Source organism: Thermaurantiacus tibetensis (assembly GCF_015354055.1).
GTDB lineage: Bacteria > Pseudomonadota > Alphaproteobacteria > Sphingomonadales > Sphingomonadaceae > Thermaurantiacus > Thermaurantiacus tibetensis.
The window spans coordinates 148,514-162,655 of the sequence record NZ_JACHTM010000004.1 but is presented as its reverse complement, the minus strand read 5'-3'; the positions used below and the strand labels follow the sequence as shown (position 1 = coordinate 162,655).

Annotated in this window: 14 protein-coding genes and 1 tRNA gene; 3 read left to right on the top strand and 12 right to left on the bottom strand. The window is 71.3% G+C overall.

What is annotated here, in order from left to right:
* From cydB to H3H34_RS11280, 3 genes are read left to right on the top strand one after another with little or no spacing between them, the layout of a single operon-like run.
* Entirely contained in the window at nt 1-1,149 is a 1,149-nt protein-coding gene (gene cydB, locus H3H34_RS11290; RefSeq protein ID WP_194745391.1) for a cytochrome d ubiquinol oxidase subunit II, read from the top strand.
* Nucleotides 1,150-1,161: 12 nt separating this feature from the next.
* On the top strand, nt 1,162-1,269 hold the full coding sequence (cydX, locus tag H3H34_RS11285) for a cytochrome bd-I oxidase subunit CydX (RefSeq protein ID WP_194745390.1): 108 nt from the start codon (nt 1,162-1,164) through the stop codon (nt 1,267-1,269).
* Nucleotides 1,270-1,301: 32 nt separating this feature from the next.
* Nucleotides 1,302-2,402: an oxidoreductase gene (locus tag H3H34_RS11280; RefSeq protein WP_194745389.1), complete on the top strand. Its 1,101-nt coding sequence runs from the start codon at nt 1,302-1,304 to the stop codon at nt 2,400-2,402.
* A 172-nt stretch (nt 2,403-2,574) separates the two neighbouring features.
* Here H3H34_RS11280 and H3H34_RS11275 read toward each other — a convergent pair.
* The 12 genes from H3H34_RS11275 to H3H34_RS11220 all read right to left on the bottom strand — a co-directional run bounded on the left by H3H34_RS11275 (nt 2,575) and on the right by H3H34_RS11220 (nt 14,135).
* A tRNA-Val gene (locus H3H34_RS11275) sits at nt 2,575-2,649 on the bottom strand.
* 55 nt (nt 2,650-2,704) lie between these two features.
* A complete protein-coding gene (locus H3H34_RS11270) occupies nt 2,705-3,508 on the bottom strand; it encodes a hypothetical protein (protein ID WP_194745388.1) in 804 nt (267 codons plus the stop codon).
* A 9-nt stretch (nt 3,509-3,517) separates the two neighbouring features.
* Entirely contained in the window at nt 3,518-5,848 is a 2,331-nt protein-coding gene (locus H3H34_RS11265; RefSeq protein WP_194745387.1) for a TonB-dependent receptor, read from the bottom strand.
* 254 nt (nt 5,849-6,102) lie between these two features.
* Nucleotides 6,103-7,311 (bottom strand): acyl-CoA dehydrogenase family protein, encoded by a 1,209-nt coding sequence (locus tag H3H34_RS11260; RefSeq protein ID WP_194745386.1) that lies wholly within the window; start codon nt 7,309-7,311, stop codon nt 6,103-6,105.
* A complete protein-coding gene (locus H3H34_RS11255; protein ID WP_194745385.1) occupies nt 7,311-8,066 on the bottom strand; it encodes a ThuA domain-containing protein in 756 nt (251 codons plus the stop codon). The genes H3H34_RS11260 and H3H34_RS11255 overlap by 1 nt, the downstream gene beginning before the upstream one ends.
* A 58-nt stretch (nt 8,067-8,124) precedes the next feature.
* A complete protein-coding gene (locus H3H34_RS11250) occupies nt 8,125-8,892 on the bottom strand; it encodes an SDR family NAD(P)-dependent oxidoreductase (RefSeq protein ID WP_194745384.1) in 768 nt (255 codons plus the stop codon).
* 159 nt (nt 8,893-9,051) lie between these two features.
* Nucleotides 9,052-10,194, bottom strand: a complete 1,143-nt coding sequence (locus tag H3H34_RS11245) for a thiolase family protein (protein WP_194745383.1) — start codon at nt 10,192-10,194, stop codon at nt 9,052-9,054.
* Nucleotides 10,191-10,607 carry a Zn-ribbon domain-containing OB-fold protein gene (locus H3H34_RS11240; protein WP_194745382.1) on the bottom strand — a complete coding sequence of 139 codons (417 nt, stop codon included), beginning with the start codon at nt 10,605-10,607 and terminating at the stop codon, nt 10,191-10,193. Before H3H34_RS11240 ends, H3H34_RS11245 begins: the two co-directional genes overlap by 4 nt.
* A complete protein-coding gene (locus H3H34_RS11235; protein WP_194745381.1) occupies nt 10,607-11,701 on the bottom strand; it encodes an acyl-CoA dehydrogenase family protein in 1,095 nt (364 codons plus the stop codon). The genes H3H34_RS11240 and H3H34_RS11235 overlap by 1 nt, the downstream gene beginning before the upstream one ends.
* Entirely contained in the window at nt 11,698-12,966 is a 1,269-nt protein-coding gene (locus H3H34_RS11230) for a cytochrome P450 (protein ID WP_194745380.1), read from the bottom strand. The genes H3H34_RS11235 and H3H34_RS11230 overlap by 4 nt, the downstream gene beginning before the upstream one ends.
* Before the next feature lie 54 nt (nt 12,967-13,020).
* Nucleotides 13,021-13,410, bottom strand: a complete 390-nt coding sequence (locus H3H34_RS11225; protein WP_194745379.1) for a limonene-1,2-epoxide hydrolase family protein — start codon at nt 13,408-13,410, stop codon at nt 13,021-13,023.
* Between the two features lie 14 nt (nt 13,411-13,424).
* Nucleotides 13,425-14,135: an SDR family NAD(P)-dependent oxidoreductase gene (locus tag H3H34_RS11220; RefSeq protein WP_194745378.1), complete on the bottom strand. Its 711-nt coding sequence runs from the start codon at nt 14,133-14,135 to the stop codon at nt 13,425-13,427.
* Between the last annotated feature and the right edge of the window lie 7 nt (nt 14,136-14,142).

Below are 14,142 nucleotides of genomic sequence, written 5' to 3'. Positions count from 1 at the left end.
ATGCCCGTGCCGCTCGACTACGAGACCCTGCGCATCATCTGGTGGCTGCTGCTTGGCGTCCTCCTCATCGGCTTCGCGCTGACCGACGGCTTCGACATGGGGGTGGCCGCCCTTCTCCCGTTCATCGCGAAGACCGACCAGGAGCGGCGGCTCGTCATCAACAGCGTCGGCCCCACCTGGGAGGGGAACCAGGTGTGGTTCATCCTCGGCGGCGGGGCGATCTTCGCGGCCTGGCCGCACGTCTACGCCATCAGCTTCTCCGGCTTCTACCTTGCCATGTTCGTGGTGCTGGCCGCGCTCATCCTGCGGCCGGTGGGCTTCAAGTACCGCTCGAAGAAGGCCGACCCCGCCTGGCGCACCATGTGGGACTGGGCGCTCTTCGTCGGCGGCTTCGTGCCGGCGCTCGTGTTCGGCGTCGCGGTCGGCAACGTGCTGCTCGGCGTGCCCTTCCGGCTCGATTCGAGCCTGCGCTCCACCTACGAGGGCGGCCTCCTCGACCTCTTCTCGCCTTTTGCACTGGTCGCCGGTCTGCTCTCGCTTGCCATGCTGGTGCTGCACGGCGCGGGCTGGCTTGCCATCAAGATCGAGGACGGGCCGGTGCTCGCCCGCGCCCGCCGCTGGGGGGTGGGAGCGGCGCTCGCCTCGGTGGTGCTGTTTGCCGTCGGCGGCCTGTTCGTGGCCTATGGCGGGCTCGGCTACCGGCTCGAAGGCCCGGTAGACCCCAATGGCCCGTCGAACCCGTTCCTGACGGAGGCGGTCGCCGCGCCCGGCGCCTGGCTCGACAACTATGCCTCCGCGCCGTGGATGCTGCTGGCGCCCGCGCTCGGCTTCCTGGGGCCGGTGATGGCGCTCCTCGGCATCCTCCGCCGCGCCGATCTCCTCGTCTTCCTGGGCTCGTCGCTTGGCGCCTTCGGCATCATCGCAACGGCGGGCCTCTCCATGTTCCCCTTCCTCCTGCCCTCCTCGATCGACCCGGCCTCGTCCTTGACCGTCTGGAACGCCTCCTCCTCGAAGCTCACGCTCTGGGTGATGCTGCTGGCGACCGGCATCCTCCTGCCGATCGTGCTCGCCTACACCGCCTGGGTGTTCCGCGTGCTGTTCGGCCGGGTGACGACGGCCGAGGTGCGCACCAACCCCGACTTCTACTGAGGGAGCCCGCCCATGTGGTACTTCGCCTGGATCCTCGGCGTTGGCCTGGCCGTCGGCTTCGGGATCCTGAACGGCCTCTGGCACGAGTATCAGGCAAGCGCGCGCGGCGAGGACTATTGACCGGCCGCCGCCGCGCGGCTTGACCGGCTGCGATGCCCGTCGTGCCTGATCGCTCCCCGCCCGGCCCTGCCGAGCCGCTCCAGCTCCGGCGCGGGCCGGCCTGGCGGAACCGGCTGGCGCTGGCGCCCCTCACCAACATGCAGAGCAACGCCGACGGCACGCTCTCGCAAGCCGAGTTCCGCTGGCTCGCGATGCGCGCGGAAGGCGGCTTCGGGCTGGTCATGACCTGTGCCTCGCACGTGCTGCCGGGCGGCCAGGCCTTCCCGGGCCAGCTTGGCATCTGGTCGGACGCGCATGTCGAGGGCCTTGCCCGGCTGGCCGATGCCATCCGCGCGGCGGGGGCGGCGTCGGCCGTCCAGCTTCACCACGGGGGCCGCCGGGCCGACCCGAAGCTGACGGGCGAAACCCCGGTCTCCCCCTTCGCCTGCCCCGAGACGGGCGCGCGGGCGCTGACGCAAGCGGAAATCGCCGAGGTGATCGCCGCGTTTGCCGCGGCCGCGCGCCGCGCCGAGGCCGCCGGCTTCGACGGCGTGGAGCTGCACGGCGCTCACGGCTACCTGCTCGGCGCCTTCCTCGATTCCGAGCGCAACCTCCGCGACGACGGCTGGGGCGGCGACTTCGAGGGGCGCGCGCGCATCTTCGGCGAGGTGGTGGCCGCAGTGCGGGCGGCAACCGGCCCCGCCTTCCAGCTTGGCCTGCGCCTTTCCCCCGAACGCTTCGGAGTCCGCCTGGCCGAAGCGCGGGCGCTTGCGGCGCAGCTCTTCGCCTCGGGCCTCCTCGACTGGCTCGACCTCTCGCTCTGGGACGTGACCAAGGCGCCCGAGGAGGAGGCCTATGCCGGCACCCGCCTCATCGACCATTTCACCGACCTGCCGCGCCACGGCACGGCGCTGGGCGTTGCGGGCAAGATCCTGTCTGCCGCGCGTGCGGCCGAGTGCCTCGCGCGTGGCGCGGACTTCGTGCTGATCGGCCGCGGGGCGATCCTCCACCATGATTTTGCCGCCCGCGCGCTGGCCGACCCGGGCTTTGCCGCGCGGCCGCTGCCGGTATCGCGCGCGGTGCTGGCGGAGGAGGGGCTGAGCCCGCCCTTCATCGCCTACATGGAGACCTGGCCGGGCTTCGTCGCAGCCTGAGCGCGGCGGCGGGCGGGCCTTCGTCCACGGGCGGCCGCCTCGCGAGATGCAGTCACGCTCGCCTCGGGCCCGCGACCGGATTTCGCTGCGGGCGCGCGTGCCACCGCCCGACCCTCGCGACCGGGAGGGATCCCCTGCGAACGCCTAGCCGGGCCGGTGGGGAAGGGGAGAATGGTGGGCGCGACAGGGTTCGAACCTGTGACCCCTGCGATGTCAACACAGTGCTCTACCGCTGAGCTACGCGCCCACGTGCCCGGCCGGGACCCGGTCCCTTAGGCCAAGCCTGCCCGCGGCCGCAAGCCTCAACCCGCCTGGAGGCGGCGGATCTCGGCGAGATCGGCCGGCGGCGCGCGCCACAGCGGCGCCTCGGTTTCGACATACGCCCGCATGCGCTCGGGCATGTCGGCGAAGCGTTCGTGCCGGCGGGTCAGGAGGTGCATCACCACCGGCCCGCCGCCGAGCGCCGGCGGCCCCTCGCCGGTCCGCAGCCACGAAAGGACATAGGTGCCGGGGTCGGCTTCGGGGTCGACGACGAAGTCGTAGTTCTCGAACGCCTGCATCCGCGCCGCGGGGCCGATGGGGAGATCGAGGTAGACGGGGGCGGTGAAGACGAGGGTGCGGCCCTGGCGGCGCACCGCCATGTTCCCGCCCGGTCCGATCCTGGTCAGCCGGGCGCCTGCGCCCTGCTCCACGAAGGTCTCGACCCGGTCGCCCACCAGGCGGTAGGTGATGAACTGGTAGGGGTAGGCGATCGGCGGCACGGGCGCGCCGTCGGCGCCCTTCAGCACGTCACCCGTCTTCGTATCGCGGAACACGTAGATCTTGCGGTTGTACTGATGGGCGAGCGGCTGGCCCGGTTCCGGCCAGTGGGCGCGGGCGGTATCGAAGCCCTCGAGGAAGGCGAGGAGCTGGCCCGAGGGAAAGGCGCGGACCGTCCCTTCGGAATACCAGAAGACCGGCGCGCCCGTGCCGGCACGGATCCTGACCCAGGCGTCGAAGGCGGCACGGTCGAAGCCGCCCTCGGCGAGGAGGCCCTCGGTCGAGGCGGCGAGCGGCACGGCGAGCCCGGCGAGCGCGCCGCCGAGAAGGGTTCGCCGCGCCAGCACTCCCCGGCCTCAGAAGCCGGCGCGGAACGCCACGCCGAACTGGCGGGCGGGCGCGCCCGTCACCAGCGGGGACTGCACGGAGAAGTTGACCGAGTCGAAGAAGCGCACGCCAGCAACTGGGGTGGTGTCGTTCGTCAGGTTGTTGGCGAAGAACTGGATCCCGTAGCGTGCGTTGGTGATGTCGACACGGAGGTCGAGCGTGGTCTTGTCGCCGAAGAAGGCGAAGTTCTCGGCCCTGAGCCAGCTCTTCGACTGCCAGGCGAAATCGACGCGGCCGGTAAGCGTGTAGTCGGCCACCAGCGGCACCGACACGCGCGGGGAGACGAGCAGCTTGTGCGCTGGCACATAGGGCAGCTTGTTGCCGTCATAGGCGAGCGGCGGCCGGCCGAGGATGGCGAGCTGGCCGGCAAGCGAATCGTCGACGAAGGCGCGATACTCGGCGTTCGTCCAGGCATAGTTGCCGACAAGGGTGAGCCAGTCGGTCACGCGGGCGACGAAGTCGGTCTCCACGCCGAAGATCTCGGCCTTGCCGACGTTGCAGACATAGGTGCGCTGGGTGGTGGTGCCGCCGAAGCTCGCCGGGTTCTGGCAGGCGACCTGCTGGTCGTTCCAGTCGACGTAGTAGCCCGCCACGTTGGCGATGAGGCGACCGCCGAACCAGCTCGTCTTGAGGCCCGCCTCGTAGTTCCAGCTGTATTCCTCGGCGTAGGTGCGCTGGGCGTCGGTGATGTTGAGGTTGGTGTTGAAGCCGCCGGTCTTCACCCCCTTGGCGACCGAGGCGTAGAGCATCCGCCCCTCGCCAAGCCGGGCATCGACGATGACGCGCGGGGTCACGAACTCAAAGTCCTGGGCAAGGTTGAAGACGCGGGTGGAGGGGCCGGCGGGCACGCCGATGCGGGTGGGCGCCTGGCGGAAGGTCTGGCGCTCGGTCTCGTAGCGGAGCTCGCCCGTCACGCCCAGCCAGTCGAGAGGGCGGAGCGTGCCCGAGGCGAACACCGCCTTGCTCTTCGTCGTGGTGATCTGGTTGGGGTAGCCGAAGCTGTTGGCCGTCGCCTGCGTCAGCGGCGCGAGGCTGCGGTCGATGCCGTTCGTGTCGTTGTCGTAGAAGAAGCCGCCGATGAGCCAGGCAAAGCGCCCCTCGCCGTTGGATGCGATGCGGATCTCCTGGGCCCAGTCGCGCAAGTAGCCGACGTTCGACGAGGTGGCGAAGCGCGACTGGCCGATGGGGATGGCGGGGACGAAGGGGAAGCCGAAGTTGGGGCAGCCGGTGGATGCCGGTGCCGTGGAGGGCGTGTCGCACACCGTGTTGTCGCCGTCGAACGTGTAGTCGACGTTCCTCTTGTCGTAGGAGGTGAGCGAGGTGATGGTGGCGAAGCCGGCGTCGAACACGAGCGTGACGTTGGTGCGCAGCGTCTCGCCGCGGGTGCCGTAGGCGCCGGTGATGGGGTCGGTGAGCGTGTTGACGGTGACTCCATTGCGCGGGACGCGCGGCAGCTCGCCCTTGTAGAAGAGGTTGCGCACCGTACCGACGGGCGAGCCGGCCGGCCGGGCGGGATCGGCGTTGGTGCGGATGACGTTCGAGGGCGGCTGGCCGCTGTCCTCGCGGGTCCAGGTGAGGCGCCACGTGGCGAGGATGTTCGGCGTGGCCTGCAGCTCGACCACCGCCTGCGCGCCATAGTCCTGGGCGAAGTCGACCCGGCCGCCGTCGATGCTGCTCCTGTAGAAGCCGTCGGTCTCGCGGTAATAGCCGGCAAGGCGCACGCGGACGATGTCGGCAACCGGCCCGGAGACGCCGCCGATCACCTTGACGAGGCCCTGGGTTCCGACCGACAGCTCGCCGTCGCCGGTCCAGACGTCGCTCGGGCGGCGGGTGACATAGTTGATGGCGCCGGCAAAGGTGTTGCGCCCATAGAGGGCCGATTGCGGGCCTTTCACCACCTCGATCCGCTCGAGGTCGTTCATCTCGAGGTCGACCCCGGCCTTGCCCGAGAGGTAGACGCCGTCGAGGAACACGCCGACGTTGAGCGCGCCGAAGGTCTGGGCGGCGCCGCGGATGATGGGGAGCTGGTTCTGCGCGCCGAAGAGCGGCGTGAAGTTGAGGCCGGGGGTCAGCTTGGCGAGGTCAGCGAGCCGCTCGATCCGGGCGTTGCGGATTTCCTCGCGCGAGAAGGCGGCGATGGCCAGCGGCACCTCCTGGAGCGTCTCCTCGCGCTTGCGGGCAGTCACCACGATGTCGCCGAACATCGCCTCCTCGCCGGCGGAGGCCTGCTGGTTGGCGGTCTGGGCGAGGGCGGCGGGCGACAGCGTTGCCGCAGCGGTGGCAAGGAGGAGGGCGCGCATCCCGGGGTTTCCTTCCGTATCGGCCGCGCAGACTGCTCCAGGCCCGGGGGATTTGTCCAGACAAGTTCGCGGCAGCGCGGCAGCCGCGCCGCAGCTGTTGCGCCCGCGCCGCACCAATCCCGGGGTGCGTGCAGGTTTGCGCCTCCCGCCCGCTCCTGCGCCCCGCCCGGGGCCATCGGTCGCGGCTTCGCCCCGGCCTGCCCTGCCGGCCGGCGCCCCGCTCCCCTGCGCTCCTCCGCCCCCCCGCTCAGGCGCTAGAGCCCGAGCACCTGCTTGGCGATGATGCCTTTCTGCACTTCGTTCGAGCCACCAAAGATGGTCCAGGCCCGGCCGTTGAGGTAGGTAGGCATGGCGAGCTGGGCCTCGCGGCTGCCCACCGGCTCGGGCGCGCTGTTGCCGTAGAGCGGCCGCTCGGGCGGGAGCTGGAGCCCGAGCGGGCCAAAGATGTCGACGGCAAGCTCGTCGATCCGTTGCCGGAGGTTCGAGGCGATCAGCTTGACGAGCGAGGTCTGCGGCCCGGGCCGCCGGCCCTTCGCGAGATCGGCGAGGATGCGGAGCTCGGTCGTCTCGAGCGCGAGGGCCTCGAGCTCGAGGCGGACGAGCCGGGCCTCGATCGAGGGCTGGTGGCCGAGCGCCCCGTTGACGCCCGAGGGCTCGGCATCGGCCGCTGCGCGCAGCCGGGCGATGTCGGCAAGAAGGCGGGGCGCGGCGCAGCTTCCGCCCCGCTCGTTCTCAAGCAGGAACTTCGCGATCTCCCAGCCCTGGCCTTCCTGCCCCACGAGGCAGTCGACCGAGGTCTCGGCGTCGTCGAGAAACACCTGGTTCACCTCGTGGTCGCCCGCATGGGTCACGATCGGGCGGATCGAGATGCCCTTCTGGCGCATGGGCACGAGAAGGAAGCTGATGCCCGCCTGAGGCTTTGCCTCAGGGTCGGTGCGGGCGAGGCAGAACATCCAGTCGGCGTAGTGGGCGTGGGTGGTCCAGATCTTGGTGCCGTTGATGACGTAGCGGTCGCCCCGGCGCTCGGCGCGGGTCTTTAGCGAGGCGAGGTCGGAGCCGGCGCCCGGCTCGGAATAGCCCTGGCACCACTTCTCGGAGGCATCGCGGATGCGGGGGAGGAATCGCGCCTGCTGTTCGGGCGTGCCGTAGCGGCAGAGCACCGGGCCGATGAGCTTGAGGCCGAGGACGGAGAGGGCCGGCGCATCCGCGAGCGCGCACTCCTTCTCGAAGATGTAGCGCTGGACCGGAGTCCAGCCGGTGCCGCCGTGCTCCTTCGGCCAGTGGTAGGCGACCCAGCCCTTGGCGTGGAGCGCCCGGTGCCACTCGTCGCCGATGTCGGGCTCGACGAAGACGGACGGCGTGTTGCGCGCGCCCTCGCGCACATGCTCGGGCAGCGCCTCGGCAAGGAAGGCGCGCACCTCGTCGCGGAAGGCGAGTTCCTCGGCCGAAAGCTCCATGTCCATCAGTCGATCCTTCCAAGTCCCCAGGCGAGGCACCGCGCGAGGATCCGGTGGTAGACCGGGTAGTTCCACGCGCAGCGCTCCGGGTGAGTCCAGAACGGCACGAGGGCCGCGACGTCATAATGGCCCCGGCAGTGCCCCAGCGTGAAGTAGAGCACTGCCCCCTTTCCGTGCCGGCAGCGGTAGAGGATGGGCACCTCCGCATCCTGCCAGTTGGCCTCGACGAAGCCGGTCGCCTCGCCGGTGAACGTGGCGTCGAGCAGCACGTCGAGCGGCGAAAGCGTCCGGGAAAGATACAGTTCGTCAATCACTTCGAAGTCGCGCTCGCCGGCCACCAGCGGGTCTTCGGGCTTCCGGACCCTCACCGTGAACGGGCCGATGGGCGGGTGTGCGACAAATTGCGTCCCCAGCAGCGCCATCACGTCGTCGCGCTCGGCCGGGCTGTCGACCCGGCCGTCCTCGAGGAAGCGCAGGATCGAGTTGGTGCCGTGGAGCGCGAGCCAGCGCCCGCCGGCCTCGAGCCAGGCGCGGATCGCGGCGGCCTCCGCGGGTGTCGGCATGAGGTCGCAGGTGTAGGTGACGAGGAGCCGGCACTCGGCGAGCCGCGCGGTGTTGCGGTAGTCGCTGTCGACGCTGGCGCGGATGCGGGGCTCGGTCGCGAACAGCTTCAGGAGCTCGAGCCGGGCGTAGTCGATGTCGTGATACTTGCCCCCCGCCACCAGGTGGACCTGGATGGGCCCTTCGTCTGCATCGGCCATGCCGTCCTCCCTCCGCTCCCGCTCGGCCGCCCTGCCATCCCGCTCCCGCCCCTCGCGGCTAGTCCCGGATGTGGCCGCCGCCGTCCACCGGCAGCTGGGCGCCCGTCGTGAAGCTCGCCTTCGGGCTTGCGAGGAACAGGATCGCCTCGGCCACCTCGTGCGCCTCGCCGACGCGGCCCATGGGGTGGGTGGCGGCGAAGCCGGCCTCGGCGGCCTCGCGGTCCTCGGCCATGGCGAGGTAGCGCTCGTACATGGGCGTCCGGATGGCGCCCGGGTGCACCGTGTTGACGCGGATGGGCAGCCCTGCGCGGGCGAAATGGAGCGCGGCCGACTGGGACAGCGCCACCATGCCCGACTTCGACGCGCAATAGGCGGCGAAGATGGCGCCGGGGCGCATCGAGAGCATGGAGGCGACGTTGACAATGGCGCAGGGCCGGCCGCTCGCCTTCATGGCCGGCACGGCCGCCTGCATGCCGTACATGACGCCCGAGAGGTTGATGGCGAGGTGCCGGTCCCACGCGTCGTCGGAAAGCGTCTCGATGTCGGCGGGCTCGGAAATGCCGGCGCCGTTGACGAGGAGGGTGAGGGTTCCGAACCGTTCGAGGACGGCCTCCACTGCGGCCTTCCAGCTTGCGCGCGAGGTGACGTCGAGCGGCACGCCGAGCACGTCCGCGCGGAGCGTCTCGACCGCGCCGGCAAGGCGGGCGGAGTCGATGTCGGCGATGGCGACGCGCGCGCCTTCCTCGAGGAAGCGCCGGGCGGTCGCGAGACCGATGCCGCCGGCCGCACCCGTCACCAGCGCGACGTCCCCGTCAAGCAGTCCCATGCCTCCCCTCCTCTCCCTGCCCGGCCTGCCCCGCCTGCCGTGCCTGTCCCGCCTGCCGTGCCTGTCCCGCCTGCCGTGCCTGTCCCGCCGGTCCTGTCTGCCCGGCCTCGCCGCGCCCGGTAGCACGCCCAGCCGGCCTGCCCGCTGCGGCGCGCGCCTTCAGCTGGCGAGGATGGTGACGGCCGAGAGGCCGGGGGCGCCATAGACATGGCTGTAGGCGACGCGCGCGCCCTCCACCTGCCGGGCGCCGGCCGTGCCCCGGAGCTGCATCACGTTCTCGTAGACCTGGCGCAGGCCCGAGGCGCCGATCGGCTCGCCGCAGGCGAGGCAGCCGCCGTCGGTGTTGACGGGGAGCGTGCCGCCGATCCGGGTGCGGCCTTCGGCGAGCCACGCCTCCTGCTCGCCGTCGGCGCAGAAGCCGTTCTCGGCCATGTGCATGATCTCGGCGCCACTCTCCGTGTCCTGGAGCTGGGCGACGTCCACGTCCTCGGGGCCGATGCCGGCCACCTCGAAGGCGGCGCGGCTGGCAAGCACGGTGGGCGAGGGGCCGCGCTCGAGGTCGAGCGAGGGCGAGAAGACCTCGAAGCTGCCCGGCGGCCGGGTGCGGACGACGGCCGCCTTCACCCAGACGGGCGTGGCGCCGAGTTCGCGGGCCTTTGCCGCCGAGGCGAGCACCAGCGCCACCGCGCCTTCCGAGGGCGAGCAGAACATGTACTTGGTGAGCGGGTCGTTCACCATCTGGCTCATCATGATGGTCTCGAGGTCGACCGGCTCGCGCCGCCAGGCGTGCGGCGCCAGCGCACCGTTGGCGAAGGCCTTCTCGGCCACCCGGCCGAGCGTGATCGGGGTGATGCCGTAGGTCTCCATGTAGCGGCGGAGCTTGAGTGCGAAGAACTGGGTGGTGAGCATCATCCCCGTCTCGCCGTACCAGGCGGGCAGGCCCCAGTCGGCGGGCTCGGGGTTGAAGCTGCCGCGCGGGTGCTTGTCGAAGCCGACGACGAGCGCGAGGTCGGCCTCGCCGGCCCGGATGGCGTTGGCGGCCGAATAGAGCGCCGAGCCGCCGGTCGCGCAGCCGTTGGCGACGTTCAGGAAGGGAAGGCCGGTCAGGCCCAGCTCGGCGACCATCGTGTCGGCATTGCCTCCGGCCGCCGAGCCGCCGAAGGCGATGCGGATGTCCTCCCAGGCCACTCCTGCATCGGCAAGCGCCGCGCGCGCGGCGATGACGCCCTGCTGGAGGCCCGAGACTCCGTCGGTGCGTCCGAAGCGGTGGATGCCTGCGCCGATGATGGCCACGTCCGTCATTTCGGGTCCTCCTCCTCGTCCAGGGGTCCGAAGGCGTAGGTGAGGCGGCCAGCGAAGGGCACGAGCCTGAGCGCGCACGGCAGGCCGACCTTGAGTTCGTCAAAGGCAAAGCCGTCGAGCCGGCTCTCGACGATGACTGCGCCGGGCAGCTCGACATAGCCGAGCGCGAAGGGGCGGAAGGGCGTCTCGACCGGCCCCGCATAGGGCGGGGACTTGGGCGGGAAGCGCTGCACCGTCCAGCTCCAGATCCGGCCCTCGCGCGGCAGGCGGACGGGTTCGAACCGCTCGCGGTCGGCCGGGCAGGGAAAGACGATGCGGCCGGTCGCCCGCTCGCGGCCGCCGATGAGCGCGGGTGGCGGGCCCAGCTCGAACAGGCCTTCCGCAATCGGCGGGAGGGTGGCAGCCTCTGCCATCACGCGGCCTCCGCGTAGCGGGCGGCTGCGACCCCCTGGTCGCCGTGGAGGCGGGCGAGCATCTGGATGCGCTTCAGGCCATGGCCGATGATGAGCTCGTCGGTCACGCCCATGCCGCCGTGGAACTGTACCGCCTCGTGGGCAATGGCGATCGCGGCTTCGGCAAGATAGGCGCGCGCGGCGGCAATCGCGGCCGTGTCTCCTTTGGCCGCCGCGCGGCACACCATCGAGCGGCCCTGCTCGAGCGCCGCGTAGCAGTCCACCATGCGGTGCTGGATGGCCTGGAACCGGCCGATCGGCTGGCCGAACTGCACGCGCGTCTTCACATAGGCGAGCGTCTGCTCGAAGAGCATGGAGGCAACGCCCAGCATCTCGGCCGAGGCGGCAAGCCAGGTGCGGTCGAGCGCGGTCTCGAGCGCGTCGGTCGCGTCGCACTCGAGGAAGGTGGCGGGCGTGTCGCGGAAGGCCACTTCTGCCGCCAGGCTGCCGTCGGCGGCGACCCAGGGGCGGCGCTCGGCCGCGTCCGCCTCGACGAGGAAGAGCCCGAGCCCGCCGGCGTCGCGCGCATCGCCCGAGACGCGCGCCGAGACCACGAGGAGGTCGGCCGCGCCCCCCTGCCACACGGCGGACTTGGCGCCCGACAGCCGCCAGCCGCCGCCATCTGCCCGGGCGCGGGTCTCGACATGGTGAAGGTTGTAGCGGCCGGCGCGCTCGCCAAGCGCGGCGGCAGGCACGGCCTCGCCGGCGATCACCCGGGCGAGCGCCGCCCGGCCCGGACCTTCGCCCGCGGCCTCGAGCAGCGTGCCCGCCATGACGAGCGACTCGGTGAAGGGCTCGGTGGCAAGCCCGGCGCCGAGCGGCTCGGCGACCGCGAAGATCTCGACCGGCCCGCCGCCGAGGCCCCCGGCCTCGGCAGCGAAGGGCAGGGCAAGGACGCCAAGCTCGGCAAGCTCGCGCCAGGCGGCCCGGTCGAACCCGCCCGGATGGCGGCGCGCCTCGCGCCGCTTCGCAGTGTCGAGCCCGTGCCGGCCGGCGCACCAGCGCGCCACCGTCTCGCGCAGGAGCAGCTGTTCCTCGGAGAAGTCGAAGTTCATGCCGGCACCATCGCCTTGCGCCGCAGCACGACGGGAAGCGAGGAGATGCCGCGCAGGAACATGTTGGGCTTGACCACGGGCACCGCGCCGGGGGCGAGGGCGAAGGACTCCACCCGGTCGAGCAGCTCCTGGAAGGCGACGACCAGCTCGCGGCGCGAGAGCATGTTGCCGACGCACATGTGAATGCCGCGCCCGAAGGCGAGGTGGGTCTTCGCGTTCGGCCGGGTGACGTCGAACCGGTCCGGGTCGGGGTAGCGGGTGGGGTCGCGGTTGGCAGCGGCGAAGCGCGCCATCAGCATGGTTCCGGCTTTCACCGGAACGCCTGCCACCTCGGTGTCGCGCCTGACGATGCGGAAGAGGCCCGAGGTGGGGCTCTCGAGCCGGAGCATCTCCTCGACCATGTTCGGAATGAGGCTGCGGTCGGCGCGGACCTTCGCCAGTTCGCCGGGGTTCTCGATCAGCATGACGAGCCCGCCGGCGAGCGTCGAGGTGGTGGTCTCGTTGCCGGCCACCATCAGCTGCTGGAGGATCGACATGATCTCGGCGTCGGAGAGCGGATTCTCGCCGTCGACCGAGGCGTGGACGAGGTCGTTCAGAAGGTCGTCGGTGGGGTTCGCGCGGCGCTGGTCGATGAGAGTCTTGGCATGGTGCTGGTATTCCACCACCTCGCGCGCGCACTCGAGCTCGCGCTCGCGCGGGATCATCTGCCCCAGCCGGTCGGCGAAGGCATCCGACCAGCGCTTGACGGTGGCCACATCGGTCGAGCTGTCCATCCCGATCTCGGAGGCGATGACGGCCACCGGCAGCGGCACGGCGAAATCGGCGACGAAGTCGACCGGCTCGCCCGCCTCGGCCTTGGCGAGCATGTTCTCGATGAGCCGCACGGCAATCGCGCGGATCTTCGATTCGATGGCGTCCACCCGCTTCATCGAGAAGGCGAGGTTGACGAGCTTGCGGAACCGGGTGTGGACGGGGGGATCGGCGGTCAGGAGCGTGTCGACCGCCGGCCAGCCGGTGTCGAGGATGGCCTTCACCTCCGGGTCGTTCGCCCGCGCGCCCGAAAGCGCATCCCCGAAGTCGTTGGAGAAGTCCTCCACGCGCCCCAGCACGTCGACGAGGGCGTCGTAGCTCGCGACGTAGGTGATGGGGGTGCCGGGCACCTGGAAGACCGGGCACTTGGCGTGGACCTCGGCGTAGAAGTCCCAGGGGTCGACGAGGACCTCGGGCGCGAAGGGGTGTCGGGAGAGGGCGGACGCGTCGCTCATGGCCCCCAATCTAGCGCCGTCGCTGCCGCGCGCCCGCCGCGCAAAAGCAACAGGCTAGGCCGAAGGAGAGGGGGCCATCTGCGCCATGAACTGGCCAAGGTCGAAATAGTCGCGCCAGGCGGTGATGCTGCCATCGGCGACGTCAAAGGCGCCCATCACCCTGATGGCAAGCGTCCGCCCGTCGGCGAGGGTGAAGCGGTCGGTCCGTTCGGTCAGCACGGTGCCGCGCGTGGCGTCCCCCGTCGCAGCGATCGCGTGGGTCTCCCAGTCGATCGCGGTTGCCGGAAGCTGGCCAAGGAAGGCGCGCGCGGCCGCCCGGCCATGGACGGTCGGCATCGGCACGTTGTCGTAGACCACGTCCTCGGCAAGGAGCGCGCAGGCGCCGTCGAGGTCGAGCGCGTTCACGCGAGCGAGGAACAGGCGGACGGTCTCGAGCGGGGTCATGGGCAGTCTCCGGGTCAGGGGTGGGCAGTGGCGCCGCCGTCGACCACGAGCGGGGTTGCAGTCACGAAGGCGGCATCGTCGGAAGCGAGGAAGGCAGCGACGCCGGCGATGTCGTCCGGCGTGCCGAGGCGCTTCAGGGCGGCCTTCTCGCGCCAGTAGGCGGCGAACTCGGGCTGGGCCTCGAACGGCCCCTTCGTCATGCCGGTGAGAATCGCGCCGGGCTGGATGCACACCACGCGGATTCCCTTCGGCCCCAGCTCCACCCCGAGCGCGCGGGCAAGCCCCAGGACGCCGTGCTTGGCCGCGGCATAGGCGGCCATGCCCGCCTCGCCGAAGGAGGACATGACCGAGCCGGTCATGAGGATGACGCCGTGGCCGCTCTCGGCGAGCAGGGGCACGCAGGCGCGGCAGAGGCGGAAGATGCTCGAGAGGTCGATGGCCAGCATCTCCTCCCAGAGCGAGTCGGGGTGGCCCTCCAGCGGCTGGGCCGCCGTGATCCCCGCATTGGCGAAGAGCACGTCGAGCCCGCCGAGCCGCGCCTTTGCGGCCTCCGCCATGGCCTCGGCGGCGCCGGGAGCGGCGACGTCGAGCGCAAGATCGCACGGCCCTGCGCGGTCGACCGTCAGTACGCCCATGCCTTCGGCGCGGAAGCGGGCAGCGGTTGCCGCCCCGATTCCCGACGCCGCCCCGGTGACGAGCGCCCTTCGGCCGCTGAGCCCGCGCATCAGCCCA

Excerpts from the sequence above, each read along its gene's own strand:
- cydB (WP_194745391.1), top strand. The coding sequence starts at position 1 with ATGCCCGTGCCGCTCGACTACGAGACCCTGCGCATCATCTGGTGGCTG.
- H3H34_RS11280 (WP_194745389.1), top strand. The coding sequence starts at position 1,302 with ATGCCCGTCGTGCCTGATCGCTCCCCGCCCGGCCCTGCCGAGCCGCTC.
- H3H34_RS11255 (WP_194745385.1), bottom strand. The coding sequence starts at position 8,066 with ATGGCCGATGCAGACGAAGGGCCCATCCAGGTCCACCTGGTGGCGGGG.
- H3H34_RS11240 (WP_194745382.1), bottom strand. The coding sequence starts at position 10,607 with ATGGCAGAGGCTGCCACCCTCCCGCCGATTGCGGAAGGCCTGTTCGAG.
- cydX (WP_194745390.1), top strand. The coding sequence starts at position 1,162 with ATGTGGTACTTCGCCTGGATCCTCGGCGTTGGCCTGGCCGTCGGCTTC.
- H3H34_RS11260 (WP_194745386.1), bottom strand. The coding sequence starts at position 7,311 with ATGGACATGGAGCTTTCGGCCGAGGAACTCGCCTTCCGCGACGAGGTG.
- H3H34_RS11245 (WP_194745383.1), bottom strand. The coding sequence starts at position 10,194 with ATGACGGACGTGGCCATCATCGGCGCAGGCATCCACCGCTTCGGACGC.
- H3H34_RS11250 (WP_194745384.1), bottom strand. The coding sequence starts at position 8,892 with ATGGGACTGCTTGACGGGGACGTCGCGCTGGTGACGGGTGCGGCCGGC.
- H3H34_RS11235 (WP_194745381.1), bottom strand. The coding sequence starts at position 11,701 with ATGAACTTCGACTTCTCCGAGGAACAGCTGCTCCTGCGCGAGACGGTG.
- H3H34_RS11230 (WP_194745380.1), bottom strand. The coding sequence starts at position 12,966 with ATGAGCGACGCGTCCGCCCTCTCCCGACACCCCTTCGCGCCCGAGGTC.
- H3H34_RS11220 (WP_194745378.1), bottom strand. The coding sequence starts at position 14,135 with ATGCGCGGGCTCAGCGGCCGAAGGGCGCTCGTCACCGGGGCGGCGTCG.
- H3H34_RS11265 (WP_194745387.1), bottom strand. The coding sequence starts at position 5,848 with ATGCGCGCCCTCCTCCTTGCCACCGCTGCGGCAACGCTGTCGCCCGCC.
- H3H34_RS11225 (WP_194745379.1), bottom strand. The coding sequence starts at position 13,410 with ATGACCCCGCTCGAGACCGTCCGCCTGTTCCTCGCTCGCGTGAACGCG.